Origin of the sequence: Opitutus sp. ER46 (assembly GCF_003054705.1) — a bacterium.
In the GTDB taxonomy this organism is placed as follows: Bacteria; Verrucomicrobiota; Verrucomicrobiia; order Opitutales; family Opitutaceae; genus ER46.
The window spans coordinates 370,092-393,178 of the sequence record NZ_QAYX01000021.1; the positions used below are offsets into that span (position 1 = coordinate 370,092).

Consider the following 23,087-nt stretch of genomic DNA (forward strand, 5'->3'; position numbering starts at 1 on the left):
CACCCGATGATCCCCCTGCGTCCATCGGTTGTTTCCGTTGCGGCTGGCGCGCTGCTGGCCGTCATTGCGGTCACTTCCCAATCCACGCTGGCCGCCGAAGCAACGCCGCCCGATCACAGCGAGGGGGCGGCGCTTCCCGCACGCACTCGCTGGACGGCAACAGGATCGGCGCTGAACGCGTCGCTGCGTCCGCCGAACGCCGACCTGCCTGCGACGGTTTGGGCGGACAGCCGGGTGGCGACGAATGGCACGGGCGCGACCGGCACGCTGACTTCGCCGCCGTTCTCGCTGACGCAGCCTTGCTTGGTTTTCCAGATCACGGGCGGCGCCCATCCCTTCCGCGCCGCCTTCAATCTTCTCTGTGACGGACAGGTCGTGCGGACCGCGACCGGTGGAGGCACCACGCCGCGGACAGTTACTTGGGATGTCCGCCGCTGGTTGGGCCGGAAAGGACAGCTCCAAGTGGTGGATTTGGTGGACGGCGACGACGGTTTTGTGCGCGTGGAGGCGCTGAGTTGGGCCGAAACGCCGGCGACTGCACCGAGCGGCGATGTGCCCATGGCAGTGCAAAGCGCGCGGCAGGAGGCGCAGGCTGACGTCGCAGCCGCGCGGCGGCGGGCGGGCGAGGATCCCTGGCGGCCGCAGTATCATTTTCTCCCCCCGGCCCAACGGATGAACGATCCCAACGGCCCGTTTTGGGCGGATGGCTGGTATCATCTCTTCTATCAGTGGAACGTCTTCGCGGACCGGCCCGGAGCCGGGGCCATGACGTGGGGACAAGCCCGCAGCCGGGATCTCGTGCGCTGGGAGCATCTGCCAATCGCGCTCTGGCCCGATTGGGAGCGGGGTGAGGCGCAGTGCTATTCGGGCGGCGCGTTCCAGCCCCGTGGCGGTGCTCCGCTGTTGTTCTATGCCTCGGTGCCGGCGACGGCGGGCATGCGGTCGCAGTGGCGCGTGGCGCCGCGCGATGCGGCCTTTACCCGCTGGGAACGCGACCCAAGTCAGGCCGTGGTCGCGGCGGACCGGCAGGACGGCCCGGCCCAGCATGCCGCCTGGCGGGATCCCTTCGTGTTCGAGACGGGTGGCCGAACCTTCATGCTGTTGGCGGCAGAGCACGTGCCGATTTACGAGGCCACCGACGCAGCGCTGACTCACTGGACCTATCGCGGCGTGTTCTACGATCGGCCGGGTCTCAGCGCGGAATGTCCCAATTTGTTCCCGATCGGCGACCGCTGGATCCTACTGCTCTCGCCCAAGGGGCCGGTGGAATATTGGGTGGGCCGCTTCGATCCCGAAACCGCGCGGTTCACCGTCGAGCGGGAAGGCCGGCTTCATCAGGGCAAGGCGTTCTATGCGACCCACGGCCTGCGCGACGGCCAGGGCCGGCAGATTCTCCTCGGCCTCGTGAAAGGCTTCCCGAGCGGACGCGGCTGGCGGGACTGTCTGGCGCTGCCTCGGGTGCTGACGCTGGGCGCTGACTTGCGGCCGCGCCTCGAACCCGTGCCGGAACTCGCGCAACTGCGAGGGGAGGCAAAGACGGTGGCCAATCTCACAGTCGCCAACACAACGCGGGCGATTCCGGGTGTGACGGGCGATCGGCTGGAACTCATCGCCGACCTTGAGCTCGGTGATGCCCGCGCCTGCGGGCTGCGCGTGCGGACCGCGAGCAATGGGAGTCGCGGCGTGGAACTGCGCTATGTGCCGGGCGAACTCCGGTTGCCAGGCAGCACCGTGCGGCTGGCACCGTCGAACTCCGGACGGGTACGTCTGCACGTCTTTCTTGATCGGGGTGTAATCGAGGTGTTCGCCGACGAAGGCCGGATCGCCGAAGTGGCGGTCGTGCGGCCTGATCCTGCCGATCTCACGCTAACTTTCTTCGCGGAAGGTGGCACCGCCGTGCTCCGCCGCCTCGATGCGTGGACCCTCGCGGCGCTGCCGGAGACTGACGTGCCTTGGGAGACAACCGCCCCGTGATCACGTTGCCGCCATGGTCCTGGCCTCTGGTCGTGGGCGCACTTGTGGGCGCGCCCCGGACGGCGGTCGCGTTCGGTTTGGAGGATGTCTCGGACCGCTGTCGTGACCACGTCCTCACCACGAAGGAGCACGGCCACGTGCTGACGAATCTCAACGTCTGGACGCCCGACAGTGGGGCGGTCGTGTACGACACGCGTTCGGCCGACGATCGCTTCGACGGGATCAGGATCGAGGAAGTCGACGTCGTGACCGGCCAGGTCCGTGAGCTCTTCCGCGCCACGGGGGGCGCTCATTGCGGTGCGGTGACCTGCGCGCCCGATGGCTCTCACGTGGTCTTCATCCTCGGTCCCGAGCATCCCACCCCCGACTGGACCTACGGCACGACCCGGCGCTGCGGCTGGATGGTGAGCCGGGCGCAGCCGGGAGCGGGCACCGCGCTCGATGCGGAGGGATACGCCCCGCCATTTGTCGCCGGCGTACTGCGCGGCGGTTCGCATGTGCATGTTTTCAGTCCGGACGGCACCCGCATCAGCTTCACCTACGAAGACGAGGTGTTGGCCCAATTGGACGCCCGGGCAGATGCGCCGGAGCACGACCCGAACCAGCGCAATGTGGGCGTCGCCCTGCTCGACGGCGGCCCGGTGCGAGTGCCTCCCACGCATCCGCGTTCCCACGACGGCTCGGCCTTCTCGGTCCTCGTGACGCGCACGGTGGCAAAACCGCGTCCCGGCTCCGATGAAATCAGTCGCGCCTTCGAGGAAGGCTGGGTGGGCACGCGCGGCTATCGGAAGCCCGATGGTTCCTGGCAACAGCGGGCGCTCGCCTTCCAAGGCCGGGTGGTGGCGGCGGACGGCCGCGAGCACGCGGAAGTGTTCATCGTCGATCTTCCCGACGATCTGCGGCGTCCCGGTGCGGGCCCGCTCGCGGGCACGACCACGCGTCGACCGGCACCGCCCGCCGACGTCCGGCAGCGGCGGCTCACCTTCACCGACACGCGCGAGCGACGGGGGTTGGCCTCCGTACCGAGGCACTGGCTCCGCTGCGCGCCGGATGGGAGCGCGATTGCTTTTCTGCTGCCGAATGAAGACGGCGCGGCGCAACTCTGGACGGTTTCCCCCAACGGCGGGCCCATGCACCCGATCGGCCACGGTGCCCCCGCGGTGGCGTCGACGTTCACCTGGAGCCCCGATGGCCGGTGGATCGCCTGCATTCGCGACGGCAGCGTCTGCGCAACGGAGGTCGCCAGCGGACGCACCCTTCGGTTGACCGCCCGCCGTGATCCGCCGCACGACCCGCAGCCGTACGCCTGTGTGTTCGCACCCGACGGCCGCCGCATTGCCTACACGCGGCGCGTGGGTGAATGGGCGCAGGTGTGCGTGGTCGAGGTCGGTCCGGACCTGCTGTCGCGCTGAGCATTCCTTTTTCCCATGAGAAGCATCGCCGTTACCTTTCGCCTCACCGCGCTCGCGGTCGGATGGGTTGCCGCGCTGGCGCTCGGCCGGGCCGAGATCACGCTCGCGCCGTTGTTCCGCGACGGAGCGGTCGTGCAGCGGGATCAGCCGCTCCCGGTTTGGGGCTGGGCCGCTCCCGGAGAGAACCTGAAGATCACGTTTCATTCCCAGTCGGTCATGACCAAGGCGGGCGAGGACGGCAGCTGGCTCGCGATGCTGGCGCCGGAGCCAACCGCGGCGCAGCCGGCGCAACTCGTGGTGCAGGGATCAGAAACCCGGCGTGTCGACGGCATATTGGTCGGCGACGTGTGGCTGTGCTCGGGTCAGTCGAACATGGAGTTCCGCGTTTCCGAGGTGCGCAACGCCGAGCAGGAGATCGCGGCGGCGACGTTCCCGCTGATCCGGCATTTCAAGATTCCGCATCTCGTGGCGGAGAGGCCGCAGCGCGACTGTCCCGGAGCGTGGGAGACCTGCTCGCCCGAGACCGTCGGCGCGTTCACCGCCGTCGGCTTCTTCTTTGCCTGCGAGTATCAGGCGCGGACGGGCGTCCCCATCGGCTTGGTCAACGCGAGCTGGGGCGGGACTTTCATCGAGGCTTGGATGAGCCCGCCCGCGCTCGCCGCGGATCCGGCGGCCGCGGCGATTCAAAGCCGCTGGAAAGAGTTCCTGGCCACCTACCCGGAGCGCGTCGCCGCCCAGGAAAAGGCGACGGCGAAGTGGACGGCCGACGCTGCGGCGGCGAAAGCGGCGGGCAAGGCGTTCAATCGTCGCAAGCCGGTGGCGGCCGAAGGTCCGGGCAGCCGCTGGATGCCGTCGGGCATCTATCACGCGATGATCGCTCCGCTGCTGCGGGCACGCTTCTGCGGCGTGCTCTGGTATCAGGGAGAGGCGAACGCGTTGCGGGCGGCTGAATACCAGACGCTGTTTCCGGGCATGATTCGGCAATGGCGGGCCGAACTGGCCGCGCCCGAGCTGCCGTTCTACTTCGTGCAACTGGCGAACTATGGCCGGGTGCCGGAGAAGACCGACCAGGCGTGGGCGTTTCTCCGGGAGTCGCAGATGGCGGCGCTCGCGCTGCCGCGAACCGGCATGGCGGTGACGCTCGATATCGGCGACGCCACCAACATTCACCCCAAGAACAAGCAGGAGGTCGGGCGCCGGCTGGCGCTCGTGGCCCGGCACCAGTTGCTCGGCGAAAAGCAGGAGTACTCCGGGCCGTTGTTTGCCGCGGCTCAGCGGGACGGGACGGCCCTGCGGGTGACCTTCACACATGCGGACGGACTCAGGCTGCGGAATCCCGCGGCGCAGAGCTTTGAGGTGGCGGGGGCGGATCGCGTGTTCGTGCCGGCGGAGGCGAAGGTCGCGGGCGATGCCCTGATCGTTTCGGCTGCGTCGGTGCCGGCACCGGTGGCGGTGCGCTACGCCTGGCGCAATGCGCCGGATGCGACGCTCTTCAACGCGGCCGGTCTGCCCGCCGCGCCATTCCGTTCGGACCGCTGGTAGCCCGCCGCTGCCATGCCTGATTATTTCGCATGAAGTACTTTCTTGGCCTTGATGTGGGAACAGGAAGCGCCCGGGCCGGTGTTTTCACCGGCAAGGGCGTGCGGCTGGGTTCGGCCAGCGCACCGATTCGCCTGTGGAAGCCGGCGCCGGACCACGTCGAGCAATCGAGCGAGGATATCTGGCGCGCGTGCCGGGTCGCGGTGCAACAGGCGCTGCGTGCAGCGGGGCTCAACGGCGATGCGATCGACGGCATCGGCTTTGATGCGACCTGTTCGCTCGTGGCGATCGACGCCGAGGGGAAGCCCGTGTCCATCAGCACCACCGGACGCGCCGAGCAGAACGTGATGGTCTGGATGGATCATCGTGCGACCGCGCAGGCGGAGCGGATCAACGCCACGCGGCATGCAGTCCTGCGTTACGTCGGCGGTGCGGTTTCGCCGGAAATGCAGACCCCGAAGCTCCTTTGGCTGAAGGAGAGTCTGCCGACCCACTGGAGACGGACGGCGCAGTTTTTCGACTTGGCCGACTACCTGACCTATCGCGCCACGGGCGACGCCACGCGGTCGCTGTGTACCGTCGTCTGCAAATGGACTTATCTCGGCCACGCCGGACTTGATGGCTCGGGTTGGGATCGGGACTTCTTCCGCCAGGTGGGACTGGACGAACTGGTGGACGACGGGTTTGCGCGGATCGGAGCGCGGATCCGCCCGATGGGACAACCTCTGGGCCGTGGGCTTACCGCGACCGCGGCCCGCGAACTCGGGCTGCGGGCCGGCACGCCCGTCGGCGTCGGTATCATCGATGCGCATGCGGGCGGGATCGGGCTGCTCGGGACCAGCGCGGGCCAAGGGCGGCTCCGCGCGGCGGACCTCAACCGCCGGCTCGCGCTGATCGGCGGCACGTCGTCCTGTCACATGGCGGTCTCACGCGAGCCGCGTTTCGTGCGAGGAATCTGGGGGCCCTACTATTCGGCGATGCTGCCCGGGTTTTGGCTGACCGAAGGCGGGCAGTCCGCGACCGGCGCGCTGATCGATCACATCGTCTTTTCCCATGCTGCGGCCGGGGTGCTCAAGCTGGAGGCCCGGCGGCAGTCGCGAACCGTGTACGAAGTGCTCAACGCGCGGGTCGAGGCTCTGGGCAAAGCCGCCGGTCTGCCCTCCTCGTCGTTGCTCACGCGCGAGTTGCACGTCCTGCCCGACTTCCATGGCAACCGCTCGCCGCGGAGCGATCCGACGCTCCGTGGCGTGGTGTCCGGCCTGTCGCTGTCCGCCACGCTCGACGACCTTGCCCGGCTGTATCTGGCGACGATCCAGGCCGTGGCCTACGGCACCCGGCACATCATCGCGGAGATGAACCGGAAGGGCTACGCGATCGACACCGTCCTCGTCTGTGGCGGCGGGAGCAAAAATCCCCTTTTCCTGCGCGAGCATGCCACCATCACCGGTTGCCGGCTGATTCTGCCGCGGGAGCCGGAGTCTGTCCTGCTCGGCTCCGCCATCCTCGGCGCGGCGGCGGCCGGCGGCGGAAAACTGCCGGCGCTAATGGTGGCGATGTCGGGCGAGGGGAGGGCGGTCGAGCCGGCCGGCGGAGCGGTCGCCGGGTACCACGAAGCCAAATATCGCGTTTTTCACCGGCTGCACCGCGACTTCCTCGCGGCGCGGCGCCTGATGCAAGCCAGGTGATCCTGTTTCTATGACTATGAAAACCGTTCTCTTGGTCGCGAGTGGCGACCTTCGTCAGTCGGCCAATGAAGTCTGCTGGCCTGCGCAGCACGCGATGGAGCAGTCATTGGCTCGGGCGGTGACCAAGCTCGGGTGCAAGCTGGTCCGGGCGCATCCCTACAAACCCGATCTGCAGCACGGATTCATCGCCTCGCAGAAGGAAGGTATGGAAGTGTTTTCCCGGATCGATCCGGAGGCGCCCTTGATCGTGGCGGAGGCGGTCTGGCAATACTCGCATCATGTGCTGCCCGGCCTGATCTCCCATCGCGGACCGATCCTCACTGTCGCGAACTGGAGCGGCCAGTGGCCGGGCCTCGTCGGCATGCTGAATCTCAACGGCTCGCTGACGAAGGCCGGCGTCCGCTACTCGACGCTCTGGAGCGAGGACTTCACGGATGCGTTCTTCCTCGGAGGGCTGGAGCGCTGGCTCCGGACCGGGACTTGCCGCCATCGCCTGACGCATGTGCACCCGTTCTCGGCGGCGCGGGTGCCGAAGGAGGCGCAGGCCGTGGCGCGGCCGATCGCCGAGGACCTTCGTCGCAACAAGAGCATCATGGGCGTGTTCGACGAAGGCTGCATGGGCATGTTCAACGCGATCATCCCGGACCGCCTCCTGTTCTCGACCGGCGTGTACAAGGAACGCCTGTCGCAGTCGGCGTTGTACTACGCGACCACCTTTGTGCCCGATGACGACGCGCTGGCGGTTTACGAGTGGCTCCAGGCCAAGGGGCTGAAATTCCACTTTGGCCGGGACGAAGCGACGGAGCTGACGGAGAACCAGGTGCTGGCGCAGTGCCGGCTGTACGTCGCGGCGCTGCGCCTCGCCGACGACTTCGGCTGCGAGGCGATCGGCATCCAGTACCAGCAAGGGTTGAAGGACCTCCTTCCGGCCAGCGACCTGGCCGAGGGTTTGCTGAACAACGCGAGCCGGCCGCCGGTGAAGAATGCTGCCGGCCAGGTGATCCGCCGCGGCGCGCCGCTTACGCATTTCAACGAGGCTGACGAATGCGCCGGGCTCGATGGCATCTTCACGAGCCGCGTCCACCGCGCGCTCCGCCAGCCGGTGGAGAACACGCTGCACGACCTCCGCTGGGGCGACTGGGATCGGAGCGGCTCCACCAAGGATTACGTCTGGGTTCTCCTGATCTCCGGCGCCGCCCCGGCGGCGCATCACATCGGCGGCTATCGCGGCAGTGAATCGTACCGCCAGCCGCCGATGTACTTCCGGCTGGGCGGCGGCACGCTGTGCGGCGTGGCGCATCCGGGCGAAATCGTCTGGAGCCGCATCTACGTCGAGGACGACCGGCTCAAGCTCGACCTCGGTCGCGGCCGGGTGGCGAGGTTGCCCAAGGCCGAGACGGAGCGGCGCTGGAAGGCAACCTGCGCCGAATGGCCGATCATGCATGCGGTGACCTACGGTGTCTCGCGGGACCAGATGATGGCGCGTCACAAGGCCAACCACGTCCACGTCGCCTATGCCAACAGCGCGGCGGAGGCGGATCTCGCGGCCTACGCCAAGGCGGCGCTGGCGAACGAGCTCGGGCTCGAGGTCAACTTCTGCGGAACCAAGGCGGATGGCGCTGCGTTTTAAAGACGTCCCCGGCCTTTGGGGGCGCGGTTCGACGACCTGGTCACGGCCGATGCCGGCCTTGTCAGGGGGGCTGTACGTGCCGCAGAGATAGACCATGGCTGACGCGAAGAGTCCCCCGGTCACGATCCGCACGATCGCTCAGCATGTGGGCGTGTCCAACGCCACCGTCTCCTCGGTGCTGGCCAACCGGCACGAGGAGCGGCGGGTCGCCCCGGCCACCGTCGAACGCGTGCGCCAGGCCGTGCGCGAGCTCGGCTACGTCCCCAATCTCACCGCCCGCCGCCTGCGCACCAACGATCCCGGCGTGCGCCAGTATGACCTGGGCATCCTCACGACATTCGAGGCTCCGCTGCCGCTCGTGAGCAGCCTGCTGCGGGAGGTGCAGCGTGCGATCGATCGCCGGGCCGGTCCCGGCCGGCAGTACTCGGTCTCGATCGACATGTTTCACGCCGGTCGGCTGAAGGAGCTGCGCGGGCTCTTCAACGCCAGCCGGTTCAACGGCGTGATCCTCACCAACACGCTGCCGGCCGACGATGCGTTTCTCTCCGCCACGACGCTGCCGTATCCTGCCGTCGTGCTAGGCCGGCGGCTCCCGACCTACACCTGTGTCCTCGATGCGCCGGGAGAAATCGGCCGGCGGGTGGCGGGCCTCCTGCTCCGCGGCGGCCGGACGCGTCCGGTGGTGCTGGTGCCGCCGACGTTGACGCAGAGCACCGCCGACCGCGTGGCGTCTTTTGCCGAGGCGGCGCGCCTGCAGACCGGCGAGGAGCCGCGCCGGATCACCGCGGGCGGCTTTGCGCCGGCGACGGCCGAGCGGGCCGTCCGGGAAGCCTTGCGGCGCGACTCCCGGCCGTTCGACGCGCTGTTTTCAGTCACCGATTCGCTGGCGCTCGGAGCGTACCAGGCGATCAAGCACGCGAACCGTCGCATCCCCGCGGAGATCGCCATGGTGGGCGTCGGTGACGACGACCGCTCCGAGTATTTCGATCCGCCGCTGACGTGCGTCGGCCCCGACAACGACCAGATCGTGCACCAGGTCGTCGGGCAGCTCTTCAAGCTCATGGGCGAACGTGTCGCCGCCCAGCCGGCCGAGATCTTCGTGCCGCCGATCGTCACCATCCGCGACTCGACCTGACCGCCCGCCGCTCCGAAGCGGGGCGGCCCCCCTTTGTCTTTATGTATCGATACCTCGTCTGCCTCTTGTTCCTCACCGTTGCCGGAGTATCGGCTCCGCACAACCAGCTCTCCCGCCTGCAGTACAACCAACCCGGGACCGTCTCGGATCTCGGCGTCGGCTTGTGGGCGTGGCCGCTGCCGATGGACTACAACGGGGACGGCCTCATGGATCTCGTGGTCGTGTGCACGGACCGTCCCTACAACGGCGCCTATTTCTTCGAGAACACCGGCACCATCGACATTGCCACTGGCCTGCCGCTCATGAAACCAGCGGTCCGCCTCGGCAAGTCGGCACCGTCACCGCAGGTCTCGTACGTGAACGGGCGCCCGGTGGTGACGACGACGGGAACGGTCTATCCCAATTTCCTGCGCTCTGCCTTCGAGCATCCCCAAGCGTTGGCCGCGACCGACCCGGTGCCGGCAAAGGCCCGGGTGCGGGCGAAGCAGTGGCGGTTTGTGGATTACGACGGGGACGGCCGGACCGATCTCGTCGTCGGCGTCGATTACTGGAGCGACTATGGCGAGGTCTCACCCAAGGTGTCGCAGTGGAGCGACCAGGGCGAATGGAAGACCGGTCCGTTGCGCGGCCAGGTCTATTTCCTGCGCAACGTCGGGACGGAGTCGGCACCCCGCTATGCCGAGCCGATCCAGCTCAAGACGCAGGACGATCGCTGGCTGGAGACGTACGGACAGCCCTCGCCGTCGTTCGGCGATTTCGACGGCGACGGTGACCTGGACCTCGTGTGCGGGGAGTTCCTCGATGGCTTCACCTATTTCGAGAACGTCGGCACGCGCACCAATCCGGTCTATGCTCCGGGTCGCGCGATCACCGTGGGCGGTGTGCCGCTCCACATGGACCTGTGCATGATCACGCCCACGGCGGTGGACTTCGACGGCGACGGCATCCTCGACCTGGTGTGTGGCGACGAAGACGGACGCGTGGCGCTGCTGCGCGGGACGGGAAAGCGGGTCGATGGCATCCCGCAGTTCGTGCCGCCGGTGTATTTCCGGCAGATCGCCACCGACGTTAAGTTCGGCGCGCTCGCGATCCCCTGTGCCGTCGATTGGGACGGCGACGGACTGGAGGATCTCATCGTCGGCGACAGCGCCGGTTATGTCGGCTTCATCAAGAACCTCGGCGGCACGACGCCTCGTTGGGCGCTCCCGGTGTATCTCACGGCGGCCGGCAAGGTGATTCGTGAACAGGCGGGACCCAATGGCTCGATCCAAGGCCCGGCGGAACGGAAGTGGGGCTACACCAACCCAAGCGTCGCCGACTGGGATGGCGACGGCCTGCCGGATCTGATCACCAACGGGATCTGGGGCCGGATCGTCTGGTACCGCAACGTCGGGACGCGGACGGACCCGAAGCTCGCCGCCGCGCAGCCGATCGAGGTGGCGTGGTCCGGACCGACGCCGAAGCCGGCCTGGAACTGGTGGCAGCCGCAGGGTCGCGAGTTGGTGACGCAGTGGCGCAGCACGCCTCTGGCGATCGATCTCAACCACGACGGCCTGACCGACCTGGTCACCTTGGACACGGAGGGCTATCTCGCCTTCTTCGAGCGGCGACGGACGCCCTCCGGGGCGTTGGAACTGCTGCCGCCGCAGCGGGCGTTTCAGGTGGTCAACGCGGACGGGAGTCGTACCGCGCTGCGCGTGGCCGAGAAGACCGGCGGAGGCAGTGGACGCCGGACGTTCTGCTTCGCGGACTGGGATGGCGACGGGAAGGCCGACCTTCTGATCAACGGCGTGAACGCCGATTTCTTCCGGAACGTCGGCGAAAAACCGGGTGAGTGGGTGTTCAAGAATGAAGGCCCGGTCGATCCCGAGCGCCTCGCCGGGCACAACACCGGTGTGACGGTCGTGCACTGGGCGAAGAACGGCGCCCCCGACCTGCTGATCGGCGCCGAAGACGGCCGCCTCTACCACCTGCCGAATCCAGCGCGCTGACGCGCGCAGTCGAGCGTCTGAAGGACCAGATTGAAGGACGCGACGGTGTCCTCGATCGTGAGCCAGCCTCCGTCATGCCGGTGGCGCTGGCGGTCCATCAGGCCGCTCGCTGCGCGGTCCGGCGGCGCCCGCGCGTGGATTGCCAACGGGCGGAACGTGGCTGTTGTGAACGGCGATGACCCGAGCTGAACGTGCCGCGCTGATCGACCGACGGTTGGCGGAGTTGTACCCCGATCCCGCGATCCCGCTGGCGCACAAGGATGCGTTCACCCTGCTGATTGCGGTGCTGCTGTCGGCGCACACGACGGATAAGTCCGTGAACCGGGTGACGCCGGAGCTCTTCGCGCGGGCCGATACCGCGGCGAAGATGGCGCAGGTGCCGGTGGAGGAGATCCAGCGGATCATCCGCCCGGTGGGGCTATCGCCGACGAAGGCCAAGGCGATCGCGGCGCTTTCCCGGATCCTGGTGGAGAAACATGGCGGCGAGGTGCCGGCGAGTTTCGAGGCGCTGGAGGAGCTGCCGGGGGTGGGGCACAAGACGGCCAGTGTCGTGATGGTGCAGGCGTTCGGCGTGCCGGCGTTCCCGGTGGACACGCACATCCACCGGCTGGCGGAGCGCTGGGGCCTGAGCAACGGCCGCAGCGTGGAGCAGACGGAGACCGACCTGAAGGCGCTGTTTCCCCGCGAGCACTGGAGCGCGCTGCACCTGCGCTTCATCTACTACGGGCGCGAGCACTGCACCGCGCGCGGCTGCGACGGCACCACTTGTGAGATCTGCCGAACGGTCTTTCCGCCGCGGGCGAAGGCGGCTGGAAAACCCGTCGCGAAGGCAGTACGAAAATGAAGTAAGGCGATCGTCAGAATAGACACCGCGTGCACGGGATGTCTGGCTCGGCGTGACCCACACGTTGTCGCCCCCCCCCGTTCCCTATGAGACTTTTCTGCCCGAAGTGCGCGTCGGAGATCCCCGCTACGAACGCCAACCTCGCCGAAGGCGTCTGCTCATGTCCGCGTTGCGCCGAGTTCTTTCAAATCGCGGCGTTGCTTGGCGGCGAGCCTGATGTGGCGTCGGTGCCGAAGCCGGCCGGCAGCCCGGTTGAGCTCGTCCGGACGACGGATGGGCTCGGCCTCGTGATTCCGCGCGGAAGACGGTGGGCGCTGGCGGTGGGCCTCGGGCTGTTCGCGGTCTTCTGGGGCATGATCGTGGGCACGATCTTCAAGGATGTTTGGACGGCGCGGATGATCGACGTCACCACGGTGGCCGTGGCCGGCGTCTTCCTGGTGGCTGGGGTGGGGATCGTGTGCTTCGCGGTGTTCATTGGGCTCGCGGAATTCACGCTCCTGGTGGGTCGGGACGAGTGTCTGGCGACGTGGACGATCCTGACGTGGAAGTACACGCGAAGGATTCCCCGGGCCGCGATCAGCGGCGTGGTGGAAACCGTGAGACACACGCAGAACGGCCTGCCGTGGTACAGCATCGGGATCATGCACGGGACCAGGATCTTGAGGTTCGGTTCGAGCCTGACTCACGCCGAGCGCGCCTGGCTAATCTCGGAGCTGCGTATGTATCTCGGGAAGAAGCCGGTTGCATCCGTGGCGGAGTGAGGGGCCGGGCGGGTTTCGGCCCGATTCCGGAGGGGCCGAGGCAATCCCGCGCAAACTCAGAAAACGGGATTGATTCGGCGCGCGGCCCTCTCCACGTTTCGGCCCTTCTTCGGACGCTTAGCTCAGTTGGTTAGAGCACTAGTATCACACACTAGGGGTCCCCGGTTCGAGTCCGGGAGCGTCCACCAGTCTTCGCCAGCAGCGACGGCAGTGGGTTTCGGAAGAGCATGGGCGTTCACTGACGTAACTCTTAATTCATTTCGTGGGAGCTGCTATCAGCTCTTCCCCATAGATTTCGGCCACTCGGTCGTCGGCGAACTCCACAATCAAGATCCACATCGAGCCGTCCTTTCGTACCGGGTGGTAGGTGTACTCATCTTCGCCGTGATCCAAGTCTGACACGCCGAGAAAAGCGCGAACCGCGTCGTGGCTTTTTCCGATCAGCGCCCGTTTGCAGATCGACACCCCATCGGTCGCGCTGTGCTCGACGATTGATTTCATGCTCTCCGGCATTGGATGTCTGGCTGCCCAGTCGTCTCCCTTCGTGACTGAACGATCCGCCTGCAATCGGCCTCCTGCGTGGCCCAGATAGATACGCCAACCATCGATAGCGCTTTGCCGCTCTGCGTCCGAACCACCGTTCACAATGTTACCAAAGCTCTGGCCGGTTAACTGATTTAGAATCGCGTCCAACGCATCAACCACCTTCTGCGGCCCGTAGTGTCGGGTCGCTTCGAAGGCGCCGGGGCCATTTTCCAGAGTGATGTGCTCAATGGGCAGTGCTCGCCGGTCATCCATTTGGGTGATGATCGCAGGAACTGCGGTCGGTCCCATGCGGAGCAGTCGATTGAAAGAGTCTGTTTCAGTTTCCTCGCGCGTCATCGCCGCAATGATCGACCGCACTTTCTCGAATGCGGGCTGATTCTGAACCGGGAACGCCTCATTGAAATGCTGCAAAAGTCGCCGCTGCACAGCGGCTTCATCACGCAGTTGCCCAAACAATACGGGATCGAATTTTGTCAGCGCGCATGGTGTGTACCCTGCAAAATAGAGTCCCTTCACCGCCGGATCGTCCACCGCGAGTAAGCAGACGAGGACCTTCTTGCCATTTAGCGCCATCACGTCGTCAGGACTGGGAGCGTAGGATTTGGGTTCGGTGAACCACCGAATTTTCAACTCCGGCGAGGCCGCCGCCCCCTTAATGGTGGTACCAACGTGAAATGACAGCTCGACGTAGTCGTACTTCTTAGACGAGAGCTGCGATTGAACTTCCTTTATCGGGACACTGAGGACTCCGCTCGCGATGATCGACGAGTTAGCGACCAACGGCCAAGCTTCGTCGGCCGGTATGTGAGCCGCGTTCGCCACGGCTGCGGTAATCAGCGCGACTCCCAAAACGCCGATCGCCCGGGAGGGTATCTTGAACAGGCTCACAGACGATTCATGTCGATGGAGAACCCCGCCGCGCGGAGCTCTCTTGCGACTGAGAATTCCCAACTGGGATCGAGCGGGGTGTAGACAACGCCCAAAATATCCGACGGCAGCTCGACTCCCGGCGTGTAGAGCACGCACACGCGAGCGCGACCTAATTTTCCGATGAAGTAACCCAACTCTAAAATTACATTCTGCCGCGCTCGTGGCTTTGTCTTACCGTCTGATTCCGCGCAACCCACGTCGTCTGGCGTAAGAAGCACCACCGCGAACGACGCTCTTCCGGCATGCTTTTCGAACTTTTCGATAATGGTTAGGCCCTCGTTCGGCCGCTCGTGTAGAATTACGGGTTGGAAACCCAGCCGCTCTAACAGCCGGGCCACTTTTACCTTGGTCGCATCGTCGTGGCCATGTACTACGAAGATCTCACGAGTCGACGGAATGGAGGATTCTTCTTCTCGCGCTTCCGCGGGGGCCGCTGCCTCGGCCGGATCAAAATCGACGGCATCCAAGATGGCCACGAGCACCTCAACCTTCTTGGCCAGCTCATCATGACGACGCTGGTTCCAATCGGTGTGGTCGGCGCGGCCCCACGACGGCCCGACGATTCCAATCGCGGAACGACCAGCCCACATAAACGTAGTGACGTGCTGTGATTCTGAACCAAAGGCACCCACCAGGGCCTCGCGTGTTACGTTCCGCCAAGTATCGAACTGCGCTGCTTCGATAGAATTGCTGGCAAGTATTTTTCGCCCGCGTTCGACCGCATTTTGCAGCGCAGCTTTAGCTGCTGACGGGGATAGCGACGGAGGAATCGCAGGAGGTTGACGGCTGGACTTAGCCACAAGGCCAGCCTGCGTGTAGCATGTGCCCGCGGCAATGCGATTGTCGGTTTCCCGGCGATGTCGCACCGCGCGTTTTTGCACAGGATCGCAATCGCCTCAGTCTTGAACCGCTTCGACCCGGATCGCACTAACGTACGGCTTCCCCTCCGAAACCGCTGCGTAATCCGGCGGCAGCTCCCGCAGGCCGGCGAGTTTTCCGTCGCCGATGGCATCGCTCACCTGATCGAGATTCCTGCCGGTGATCTCGATGCGGCGATTGTGGAACTCAATCGTGAGCGTCTCGCCATCCAAACAGGCTTCGACAAACCGCGCCCACGGCAGCAGGAGCTGGTCGCCGTTGCAGAACTCGAGCCGGAGGCACGGCGGCGAATCGTTGTATGCCAGCTTCACGCAGGGCGAATGCGGCCAGCCACCGGTTTTCTTTTCTTCGACGATTTGGCGTAACGATGTCATAGGTGAATTCCCATACCCCTCCGGGCGTTGATCTGCGCGACACGTCGCTGCCGGATGAATTCGCGCTCCCGCTGGCGCCGTTGCAGCACCTGACGTTGAGCGATGCCAACGGCGAACCGACCGTCATCGATCGCCAGCTCGCGCTCGCGCGGTTGCTCGATGCTGGCTGCAAGCTGACGATCAGCTGAACACCTTTGGTTTGCCGGAGTAATCGTCCTATCGGGCCGCAGGCGACATGCGCGAAAGGGCCCCGCCGTCGCCACCTGCCCAAGTTCAGCTTCCACCCAGATTACAGGCATGGGCTTTTTCAGGTGTGGCTCGGAACCCTGGTGCGAGTTGCCGTGGATCCGGCGTGAGCGATGGCTCCTGCCGGGGTCAACCCGGCCGCGGGCGCTCCGGACGGACCCGGCGGGCGGGCCAAAGGAGCCGAGTGACCCAAGGTGCCGCGACCGCGCCAGCGGGCCCAAAACGGAGATAACACGCCAAATCTGGCGTATTACGGGAGATAACACGCCAGATTTGGCGTGTTATCTCGGATGGGAAGTGCGTCCGGCGGCGGCGAGGGCGCAGCTGGGGCCGGCCCCCGGACACGGAATTGTGGCCGAGGCGGGGCGTGCGGTCTGGGGGGCGCTCGGACTTCAATGGACGTCGTGCGGGGCGGTCGCCGGGGCCCTTGTGATTCAATCGCGGATCCATTTACTTGGCGCGAACGATGTCTGTTGCCGCTCCAGTTCCTGTCTCTTCCGCCGTGCTCGTCTGGGCGCGGCAGGAAAGCGGCTATGCACTGGAACGGGTCGCTGAAAAGCTGGCGGTTGCCCCCGAGCGGCTGGCCGAATGGGAGCGCGGTGAGCGGCAACCGACGATGCGACAGATCGAAATGCTGGCCAGGGTCTTCCATCGGCCGCTCAGTCTGTTTTTCCAGCCGAAGCCGCCGTCACTTCCGCCGCTCGCAGCCGAGTATCGACGCCTGCCCGGCATCGTGCCCGGGGCCGAGTCTCCGGAGTTGCGACTTGCGTTGCGGAAGATGTCCGCGCGACGGGAAGCGATGCTGCAGCTGCTGATCGAACTCGGTGAATCGACGGCCGTGTTCGACTTGGCGGCCCATCTTGCCGAGTCTCCTGTCGCCGTCGCGGAGAGACTTCGTGCCGCGTTGGGCGTCAGCCCGATGCACCAACGCGAATGGTCGAACGAATGGCAGGCGTGGGCCGCTTGGCGCACGGCGGTGGAGCGGCTCGGCGTGCTCGTCTTCCAGTTTTCCAAGATTCCACCTGAGGAGGCGCGTGGTCTCGCGCTGCTCCGTACGCCCCTGCCGGTGGCTGCCGTGAATCCGAAAGAGATCCCGGAAATCCGGGCTTTCACACTCATCCACGAGGTCGTCCACCTGATGCTCGCAGCGGCCAAGGAGGAGGCCCCCGCGGCTCGCGAGACGCGGGACGATGAGGCGTGGGCGGCGGTCGAGCGGTTCGCGGAAGAAACCGCCAGCCAGACCTTGGTGCCGGAAGCGATGCTGGCGCAGGAAATCCAGGCTGGCGCCTTGCCGCGGCACGACTGGGACCTGAGCGATGTGCGCAGTCTGGCCCGGCGGTTCAAAATCACGCCGCTGGCAATGGCGACGCGGCTGCGCGGTTCCGGGTACTTTGATTGGGCGCATTATCAAGGTTGGAAGCGCGCCTGGGAAAGTTTCGTTGCGACGCTCAAACCCAGGTCCGGAGGCTACGCGCATCCGGTCGAGCTGACGCTGGGCCGCGCGGGACGCCCCTTTACGCGGACCGTACTCGAAGCGCTGGATGCCAATCGCATCACGCCGGTGAATGCGGCCCGCTATCTGGACCTGAAGTTCGAGCATTTCGAAAAACTGAGGGCTGCCCTTACAAAGCGCCCCGGAGCGGAGGCCGCGGACGAATAACATGGCCGGTCCCACCTACGCGCTGGACACCAACGTGTTCATGGATTGGCAGGTGCGGTTTTACCCCACGGACATCTTCGTGTCGCTCACGGCCAAGGTCGACGTGCTGATCAAGGAGGGTCGGCTGTTTTCTCCCGCGTTGGCCAAAGAGGAACTGGCGGTTGTTGGGTCGGCCGAACTCGTGACATGGGCGGAGGCCAGGGATGAAATTTGGACGCCGACCGAAACGCTGCTGGGGACCGCCTTATCCATTCAAAATCGGTTTCCTGGCCTGCGTGATCCCAAGGCCGAATACGAAGAAGCGGACGCCTATGTGATCGCGCTGGCGCAGATCTGCAACGGGAACGGCATCGTCGTGACGCAGGAGACCTCCGCGGCGGAAAAGCGAAACCCGAAGCGTCCGATGTTTATCCCTGACGTGTGCCGGGAACTGGGTCTGACCTGCATCAGCCTGCAGGGGCTCATGCGGCGCGAACGGTGGGTGTTCTAGCGATTGAGTCACCAACGGCACTTGAAATTCCGGTGCCGGTTCGATCGCGCCCCTAGCTAGGCGTGCAGGTACGCGTGCTACGTCTCAGTTCCGCACGTAGGGCAGCAGCCAGGTGGGTTGGGCGGGGGCGGCGGGGGAGTCGAGGAGCGCCTTCCACTCGGGGTCGGTGAGGCGCTGGTGCGAGCGGTATTCGTAGTAGGGCAGCACGGCGCCCTGACACAGGATTTCCAGGCCGTTCCAGGGATAGAGAACGTAGAGGATCCGGGGCCGGCCGACGCCGACCGCGAGCGTGTCGTTGCCCTGCTCGGTGTGATGCACGTCCGCCCAGCGCGGCGCGTCGTCGTGGGGCGTCAGATACGAATTGGCGGCGTAGCCCATCACGTGCGCCAACCGCGTGCCATAGTCGCGCAGGAAGGTCTCGTCCGTCGGTGACCAGGGTTGCTGCCGAAGTTGTTTCTGCGCGAGGGCCTCGAGTTTTCGCGTCACGCTCGCCAGGTCGTCCCACTGCGCGCGGTTCGCCTCGAACAGCCCCCGCGCCCGTTCGATGAGGTCGGCCATCTGCGCAAAGAACTCGGGGTTCGGCTCCACGAAGCCGGGCGGGGTGATGGTCATCCCGAGATACAGCTCACTGCGTTTGGCCTGGAGCGTGAAGGTGTGCCGCATCTGCGCCCAGCCGGAGAGCAGGGTTTGCGTCGATTTTGCCTGCCACGCTGCGCTGCGCAGGAACGCGGGCGCCTCCGGCGGCGGCGGCGCGGTCAGCGTGCGAAGTACGTTCAGGTAATCCTCATACAGCGAGGGCTCGCCTCGCGGTTCTGACGTGGCGCCCGCCTTCGCGGCGTCGGCGGCCGCCTGCACCTGCCCGGGCTTCAAGTGCTGGAGGTGCGTGCGCGCGAGATCGGAGCCCAGGAGCATCGCGACGGCGAGTCCCTCGGGCTCGAGCTGCCGATTGGCCAGTTGCTGGAAGACCGCCGAATCCCACACGCGATGCGCCGGGAGCACGCGGTATTCGAGTCTCGCCAACAGGGCCTCCGCGTTCGCCGGCAGCTGGCCGCGCGGTAGCGACGCCTGCTCATCCGGCGTGACCACGAGAGGCAGGATCCACCGCTTTTTCTCGCGCAGCGCGTCCGCCCACGTCCCGCCTCTCGCGACCGAGAAGAAATTCTGAAAATCATAGGCTGCTTCGGGAAGCCCGCGAGTGTCGGTCTCCCCGAGCACGACGCCGTACTTGGCGAAGTACTGGGCGCTGCCGCTGCGAAGCGCCTGGTTCACACCGTAACCGAGCATCCCGATGGCGGCGACCTCGACGTCACGCTCGGCGCGGAACGGCACCAACTGCAGCCAGCGCACCGCGCGGAAATAGTCGGCCAGCTTGTCTTCGCCCGCGTAGAAGCCGATCGGCTGGCACGCGCGGTAATCGAGCGAGCGAAAACTCGGCGCGACCGGCTCGAGCCAGGTGGGCAACGCGAGGTCTTTCGCTTCCCGAATTTTCGCCACTTGGGTTTGGATTTCCGCCCGGACGTCTTCGTCGAACAGGTCGACCGGGCTGCCGAGCAGGCAAAGGGCCGGACCGATCGCGAACTGAACCTGACGCCACGCGGGGGCGGTCTCGCCGGCGGGAAACGGGGACTTCTCCAGGTTCACGCGCGCCTGGCGAAAGACCGTTTCCAGGCGCTGGCGGAGTTCAGTGACCTGCCGCAGCTCGTATTCGCGAAAGGTGTCCTCGAACAGCACGTGAAACGCATTCAGGAGCGAGTCGCTCGTTATGAAGACCGGCCCATGGAGGTACGGGACAAACGACTGCTTCACCGTGGCCCCGTAGGCGATCTTGTCGGTGCGGAGCCTCGCGATCTCGGCCGGGGCGAGCTTCCTCTGCGCCGCCGCCATCTCCCACGCATAGCCGTCGGTCGCGACCGGGAGACGCCTTTCGCGTGCTGCGGCTTCCCGACGTTCATTTCGCACCCGCTCCTCCTCCTGCTTCAGGGCGGCACGCTGCTCCGGTGTCAGCGCCGCCTCCCACGCTTTAACATCCGCGCGCCAGCGCTCCCTCGCCTCCTGCCAATGCGCTTGGGCGGCCTTGCGCTGCTGCGGACTGAGCTCGCGTCGGTCAAGTTCCTCCGGCCGCGCCGGCGGGGCCGGCCGCGGGGGAATCACGACGCCTTCACCGAGGGCAATCGAAGCCAGGAACAGTCCAACCACCGCGAGGAAGATCCGTGAGATCACGGAGTACATAACTGACGAAATGCCGGATTATTAGAAACTAGTTTTCGGGTGGCGTAGTATCAGCGTCGGCCGCTCACCATACCCAGACCAGATACCACAGCCAGATCACGATCAGCACCGGGTAGGAGAGGAGATTCGCAAGCCAGGCATAGCGCCAAAGCGCGGCTGGTGGCATCTGTGGCCAAGTTCTGCGAAGGATCCAGCGCTCCGATGTGACCGAGACGACGAAGGCCAAGGGTAGCATGGAGCATCCGGCCCGCATGATCTTTTCGGAATCGACGTCGGGTCCGAGCCAGAAGACGGCAACTCCCGTTTCCATGCTCCGCCGCGCAAAGATCCAAGCGGATGGGATCGCCTCATCGAGACGTTCGCCGAGCAGGACAATACCGAGTACGCCCGACAGCCAGAACAGGGGAAATCCCAGGAGCGTGGAGCAGCAATTGGCGGCGATGACGCCTTTCGCCGCCATCTTGCTCGGGATGCAAAACTGGCGCCGCGCCACAAACCATTCCACGAGGACGACCGGCACCAACGCCATCACCATCGCGGGGAGGTGGAAAAATAGCATTGGTATGCCGGCATCTGCGAGGACCAGGGCCATGCGGCCAGCGTGTCGGTCCGCAGAAACAACTCCATCCCTGAGTGCGACGGTCCGGCTTCGCCGGCGCGCGGCGTCTGCGTGCTCGGGGCGCGACCGATCGCGGGCCTGGGCGGCGCGCGTTGAGAGGAGGCCCGGGCGGTAGTCGATTGTTTCAGCGTTCTGCGGCCACTCCCGGCTTGGCGGGGGTGGGGCGGGGGCTCCATCGTCGGGTTTCCAGTTTTCCAGCTTCCTTCATGGCTTCCGATATCTCTACCCCCGGCTCCGCCCCTGCCCCTGTCCCTGTCACCGCTGCCGAGCGCGAAGCCGAATGGCTCGCCAAGGTCTATCGCCCCAGCGACGCCAACCTCACCGTCCGCGCCGTGCTCATCGGCATGCTCATCGGCGCGGCGATGTGCCTCTCCAACCTCTACGTTTTCTTCAAGACCGGCTGGAGCATGGGCGTCACGCTCACCGCGTGCATCCTCGCGTTCGGCGTGTTCCAGGTGCTGCAGCGCGTCGGGCTCGTGAAGAAGCCGCTCGGCGCCCTCGAGAACAACGCGCTCACCACGGTCGCCTCCGGCGCCGGCTACATGACGGGCGGCGGCAACATGGCCGCCTTCGGCGCGCTGCTCATGGTCACGACCGTCCGCCCCGACACGCTCTCGATGGTCGCCTGGTTCGGCCTCATCGCCGCGCTCGGCGTGTTTGCCGCGATCCCGATCAAGCGTCAGCTCATCAACCACGAGGGGCTCGCGTTCCCCACCGGCACCGCGACGGCCGAGACCATCAGCTCCATCCATGAGGCGGCCGCCGGCTCCGGCCGCAGCAAGGCCTCCTGGCTCGGCTGGTCCGCCGTGTTCGCCGCGGTGTTCACCTGGCTGCGCGACGCCTGGCACTGGATTCCCGGCGCGGTCGGCCTGCCGCTCACGCTCGGCGGCCGCGCGCTTGCCGAATGGACGCTCGCCCTCAAGGCCGAGGTCGTCCTGATCGGCGGCGGCGCGCTCATGAGTTTCCGCACCGGCTGGTCGCTCCTGCTCGGCGGCATCCTGACCTACGCCGTGCTCGCGCCCGCGCTGCTGCAGAAGGGCATCATCACCTCGGTCAGCTACAAGGCCATCGTCGCGTGGACGCTCTGGCCGGGCGCCGCGATCCTCGTCGCCTCGGGCCTCACCTCGTTCGCCCTCGACTACAAGAGCATCGCCCGGTCGTTCACCGGCCTGACCAAGGTCTTTCGCAAGAAGGACGCCACGGCCGAGACCGGCATCAGCGCCGTCGAGTGCCCCGAGTGGTGGTTCCCCGCCGGCTTCGTGATCCTGTCGCCGTTCGTCGTGTTCCTCATGGTGTGGCTGTTCCAGATCCCGATGTGGGCGGGCATTATCGCCGTGCCGCTGGCGGTCGTGATGGGCTTCGTGGCCGCACGCGTGACAGGCGAGACCGACGTCACGCCCACCAAGGCGCTCGGCCCCGTTACGCAGCTGATCTACGGCGTGATCACGCCCGGCAATCTCTCCGGCAACATCATGTCGGCCAACGTCACGGGCGGCATCGGCCTGCACGCGGCCGACCTGCTCACCACGCTGAAGACCGGCTGGCTGCTGGGCGCGAAACCGCGGCACCAGCTCTACGCGCAGCTCTTCGGCGTGATTGCCGGCGCCATCATCGTCGTGCCCGCCTTCAACATCATCCTGCCGGATCCGAGCTTGCTCGGCGGCGAAGCCTGGCCGGCGCCTTCGTGCGTCGTCTGGGCGGGTGTGTCGAAAGCCTTCTCCGGTGGCCTCGCCGCGCTGCATCCCACCTCGAAGACGGCGATCCTGGTCGGCCTCGCGTTGGGCGTCGCGCTGGCGCTGCTGGAGAAGTTCGCTCCGAAGAAGCTCCGCTCCGCGCTGCCTTCGCCCTCCGGCCTCGGCATCGCGATGGTGATCCCGGGCAGCAACTGCATCGCGATGTTCATTGGCGCCGCCGGCGCCGAGTTCATGCGCCGCCGCTTCCCGAAGGTCGCCGAACGCACCGTCGTCCCCGTCGCGTCCGGCCTCATCGCGGGCGAGAGCCTGATGGGCATCCTCATCGCAGTCCTGACCGTCGCGCACCTGCTCTGAGTCGGTGGCGCTGCTCCGGCGCGCCGGAGGGCGGCGTTCAGGGAAGCCGGCGCCCACTTGGCCTGCGCGTTCCGCGTCCGCGTCGATGCCGCACG

18 protein-coding genes and 1 tRNA gene are annotated in these 23,087 nt (G+C 66.3%); 14 read left to right on the forward strand and 5 right to left on the reverse strand.

The features are described from left to right. Positions 1-6: 6 nt before the first annotated feature. The 10 genes from DB354_RS09860 to DB354_RS09905 all read left to right on the forward strand — a co-directional run bounded on the left by DB354_RS09860 (position 7) and on the right by DB354_RS09905 (position 13,159). Entirely contained in the window at positions 7-1,974 is a 1,968-nt protein-coding gene (locus DB354_RS09860) for a GH32 C-terminal domain-containing protein (RefSeq protein ID WP_107835437.1), read from the forward strand. A 77-nt stretch (positions 1,975-2,051) separates the two neighbouring features. Beyond that, positions 2,052-3,386: a DUF3748 domain-containing protein gene (locus tag DB354_RS09865; RefSeq protein WP_107835579.1), complete on the forward strand. Its 1,335-nt coding sequence runs from the start codon at positions 2,052-2,054 to the stop codon at positions 3,384-3,386. A 15-nt stretch (positions 3,387-3,401) separates the two neighbouring features. Then, a complete protein-coding gene (locus DB354_RS09870; RefSeq protein WP_107835439.1) occupies positions 3,402-4,928 on the forward strand; it encodes a sialate O-acetylesterase in 1,527 nt (508 codons plus the stop codon). Positions 4,929-4,957: 29 nt separating this feature from the next. Beyond that, the gene (locus DB354_RS09875; protein WP_107835441.1) at positions 4,958-6,610 is read left to right on the forward strand and encodes an FGGY-family carbohydrate kinase; all 1,653 of its coding nucleotides are present in this window, start codon (positions 4,958-4,960) and stop codon (positions 6,608-6,610) included. Positions 6,611-6,626: 16 nt separating this feature from the next. Continuing rightward, on the forward strand, positions 6,627-8,240 hold the full coding sequence (locus DB354_RS09880; RefSeq protein ID WP_233256601.1) for a fucose isomerase: 1,614 nt from the start codon (positions 6,627-6,629) through the stop codon (positions 8,238-8,240). A 94-nt stretch (positions 8,241-8,334) separates the two neighbouring features. Beyond that, positions 8,335-9,375 carry a LacI family DNA-binding transcriptional regulator gene (locus DB354_RS09885; RefSeq protein ID WP_107835445.1) on the forward strand — a complete coding sequence of 347 codons (1,041 nt, stop codon included), beginning with the start codon at positions 8,335-8,337 and terminating at the stop codon, positions 9,373-9,375. A gap of 41 nt (positions 9,376-9,416) precedes the next feature. Next, positions 9,417-11,366 carry a VCBS repeat-containing protein gene (locus DB354_RS09890; protein ID WP_107835447.1) on the forward strand — a complete coding sequence of 650 codons (1,950 nt, stop codon included), beginning with the start codon at positions 9,417-9,419 and terminating at the stop codon, positions 11,364-11,366. 175 nt (positions 11,367-11,541) lie between these two features. Then, entirely contained in the window at positions 11,542-12,210 is a 669-nt protein-coding gene (gene nth / locus DB354_RS09895; protein ID WP_107835449.1) for an endonuclease III, read from the forward strand. 86 nt (positions 12,211-12,296) lie between these two features. Then, positions 12,297-12,971 (forward strand): hypothetical protein, encoded by a 675-nt coding sequence (locus tag DB354_RS09900; RefSeq protein WP_107835451.1) that lies wholly within the window; start codon positions 12,297-12,299, stop codon positions 12,969-12,971. Between the two features lie 111 nt (positions 12,972-13,082). Then, positions 13,083-13,159, forward strand: a tRNA-Val gene (locus DB354_RS09905). A 67-nt stretch (positions 13,160-13,226) separates the two neighbouring features. Here the strand turns inward: DB354_RS09905 and DB354_RS09910 are convergent. Genes DB354_RS09910 through DB354_RS09920 form a run of 3 tightly spaced genes read right to left on the reverse strand, consistent with a single transcriptional unit; the run spans position 13,227 to position 15,637 of the window. Further along, complete coding sequence (locus tag DB354_RS09910; protein WP_107835453.1) at positions 13,227-14,405, reverse strand: hypothetical protein; 1,179 nt, start codon at positions 14,403-14,405, stop codon at positions 13,227-13,229. Continuing rightward, positions 14,402-15,328, reverse strand: coding sequence for a nucleotide-binding protein (locus DB354_RS09915; protein WP_199226828.1), 927 nt, complete (start codon positions 15,326-15,328; stop codon positions 14,402-14,404). The genes DB354_RS09910 and DB354_RS09915 overlap by 4 nt, the downstream gene beginning before the upstream one ends. Positions 15,329-15,343: 15 nt before the next feature. Continuing rightward, positions 15,344-15,637, reverse strand: a complete 294-nt coding sequence (locus tag DB354_RS09920) for a hypothetical protein (protein WP_146180177.1) — start codon at positions 15,635-15,637, stop codon at positions 15,344-15,346. Between the two features lie 65 nt (positions 15,638-15,702). Between DB354_RS09920 and DB354_RS09925 the strand changes: the two genes are divergently transcribed. From DB354_RS09925 to DB354_RS09935, 3 genes are all read left to right on the forward strand, one after another. After that, complete coding sequence (locus DB354_RS09925) at positions 15,703-15,888, forward strand: hypothetical protein (RefSeq protein WP_107835458.1); 186 nt, start codon at positions 15,703-15,705, stop codon at positions 15,886-15,888. A 524-nt stretch (positions 15,889-16,412) separates the two neighbouring features. After that, positions 16,413-17,606, forward strand: coding sequence for an XRE family transcriptional regulator (locus tag DB354_RS09930; RefSeq protein ID WP_107835460.1), 1,194 nt, complete (start codon positions 16,413-16,415; stop codon positions 17,604-17,606). Between the two features lies 1 nt (position 17,607). Beyond that, on the forward strand, positions 17,608-18,096 hold the full coding sequence (locus DB354_RS09935; protein WP_107835462.1) for a DUF4411 family protein: 489 nt from the start codon (positions 17,608-17,610) through the stop codon (positions 18,094-18,096). An 84-nt stretch (positions 18,097-18,180) separates the two neighbouring features. Here DB354_RS09935 and DB354_RS09940 read toward each other — a convergent pair whose 3' ends face one another. Together DB354_RS09940 and DB354_RS09945 are read right to left on the reverse strand one after the other, a co-directional pair. Further along, on the reverse strand, positions 18,181-20,316 hold the full coding sequence (locus DB354_RS09940) for a DUF3160 domain-containing protein (protein WP_233256602.1): 2,136 nt from the start codon (positions 20,314-20,316) through the stop codon (positions 18,181-18,183). Positions 20,317-20,389: 73 nt separating this feature from the next. Next, a complete protein-coding gene (locus tag DB354_RS09945; RefSeq protein WP_146180178.1) occupies positions 20,390-20,917 on the reverse strand; it encodes a hypothetical protein in 528 nt (175 codons plus the stop codon). A gap of 233 nt (positions 20,918-21,150) precedes the next feature. Between DB354_RS09945 and DB354_RS09950 the strand changes: the two genes are divergently transcribed. Next, entirely contained in the window at positions 21,151-22,992 is a 1,842-nt protein-coding gene (locus DB354_RS09950; protein ID WP_107835465.1) for an OPT family oligopeptide transporter, read from the forward strand. Positions 22,993-23,087 lie beyond the last annotated feature (95 nt).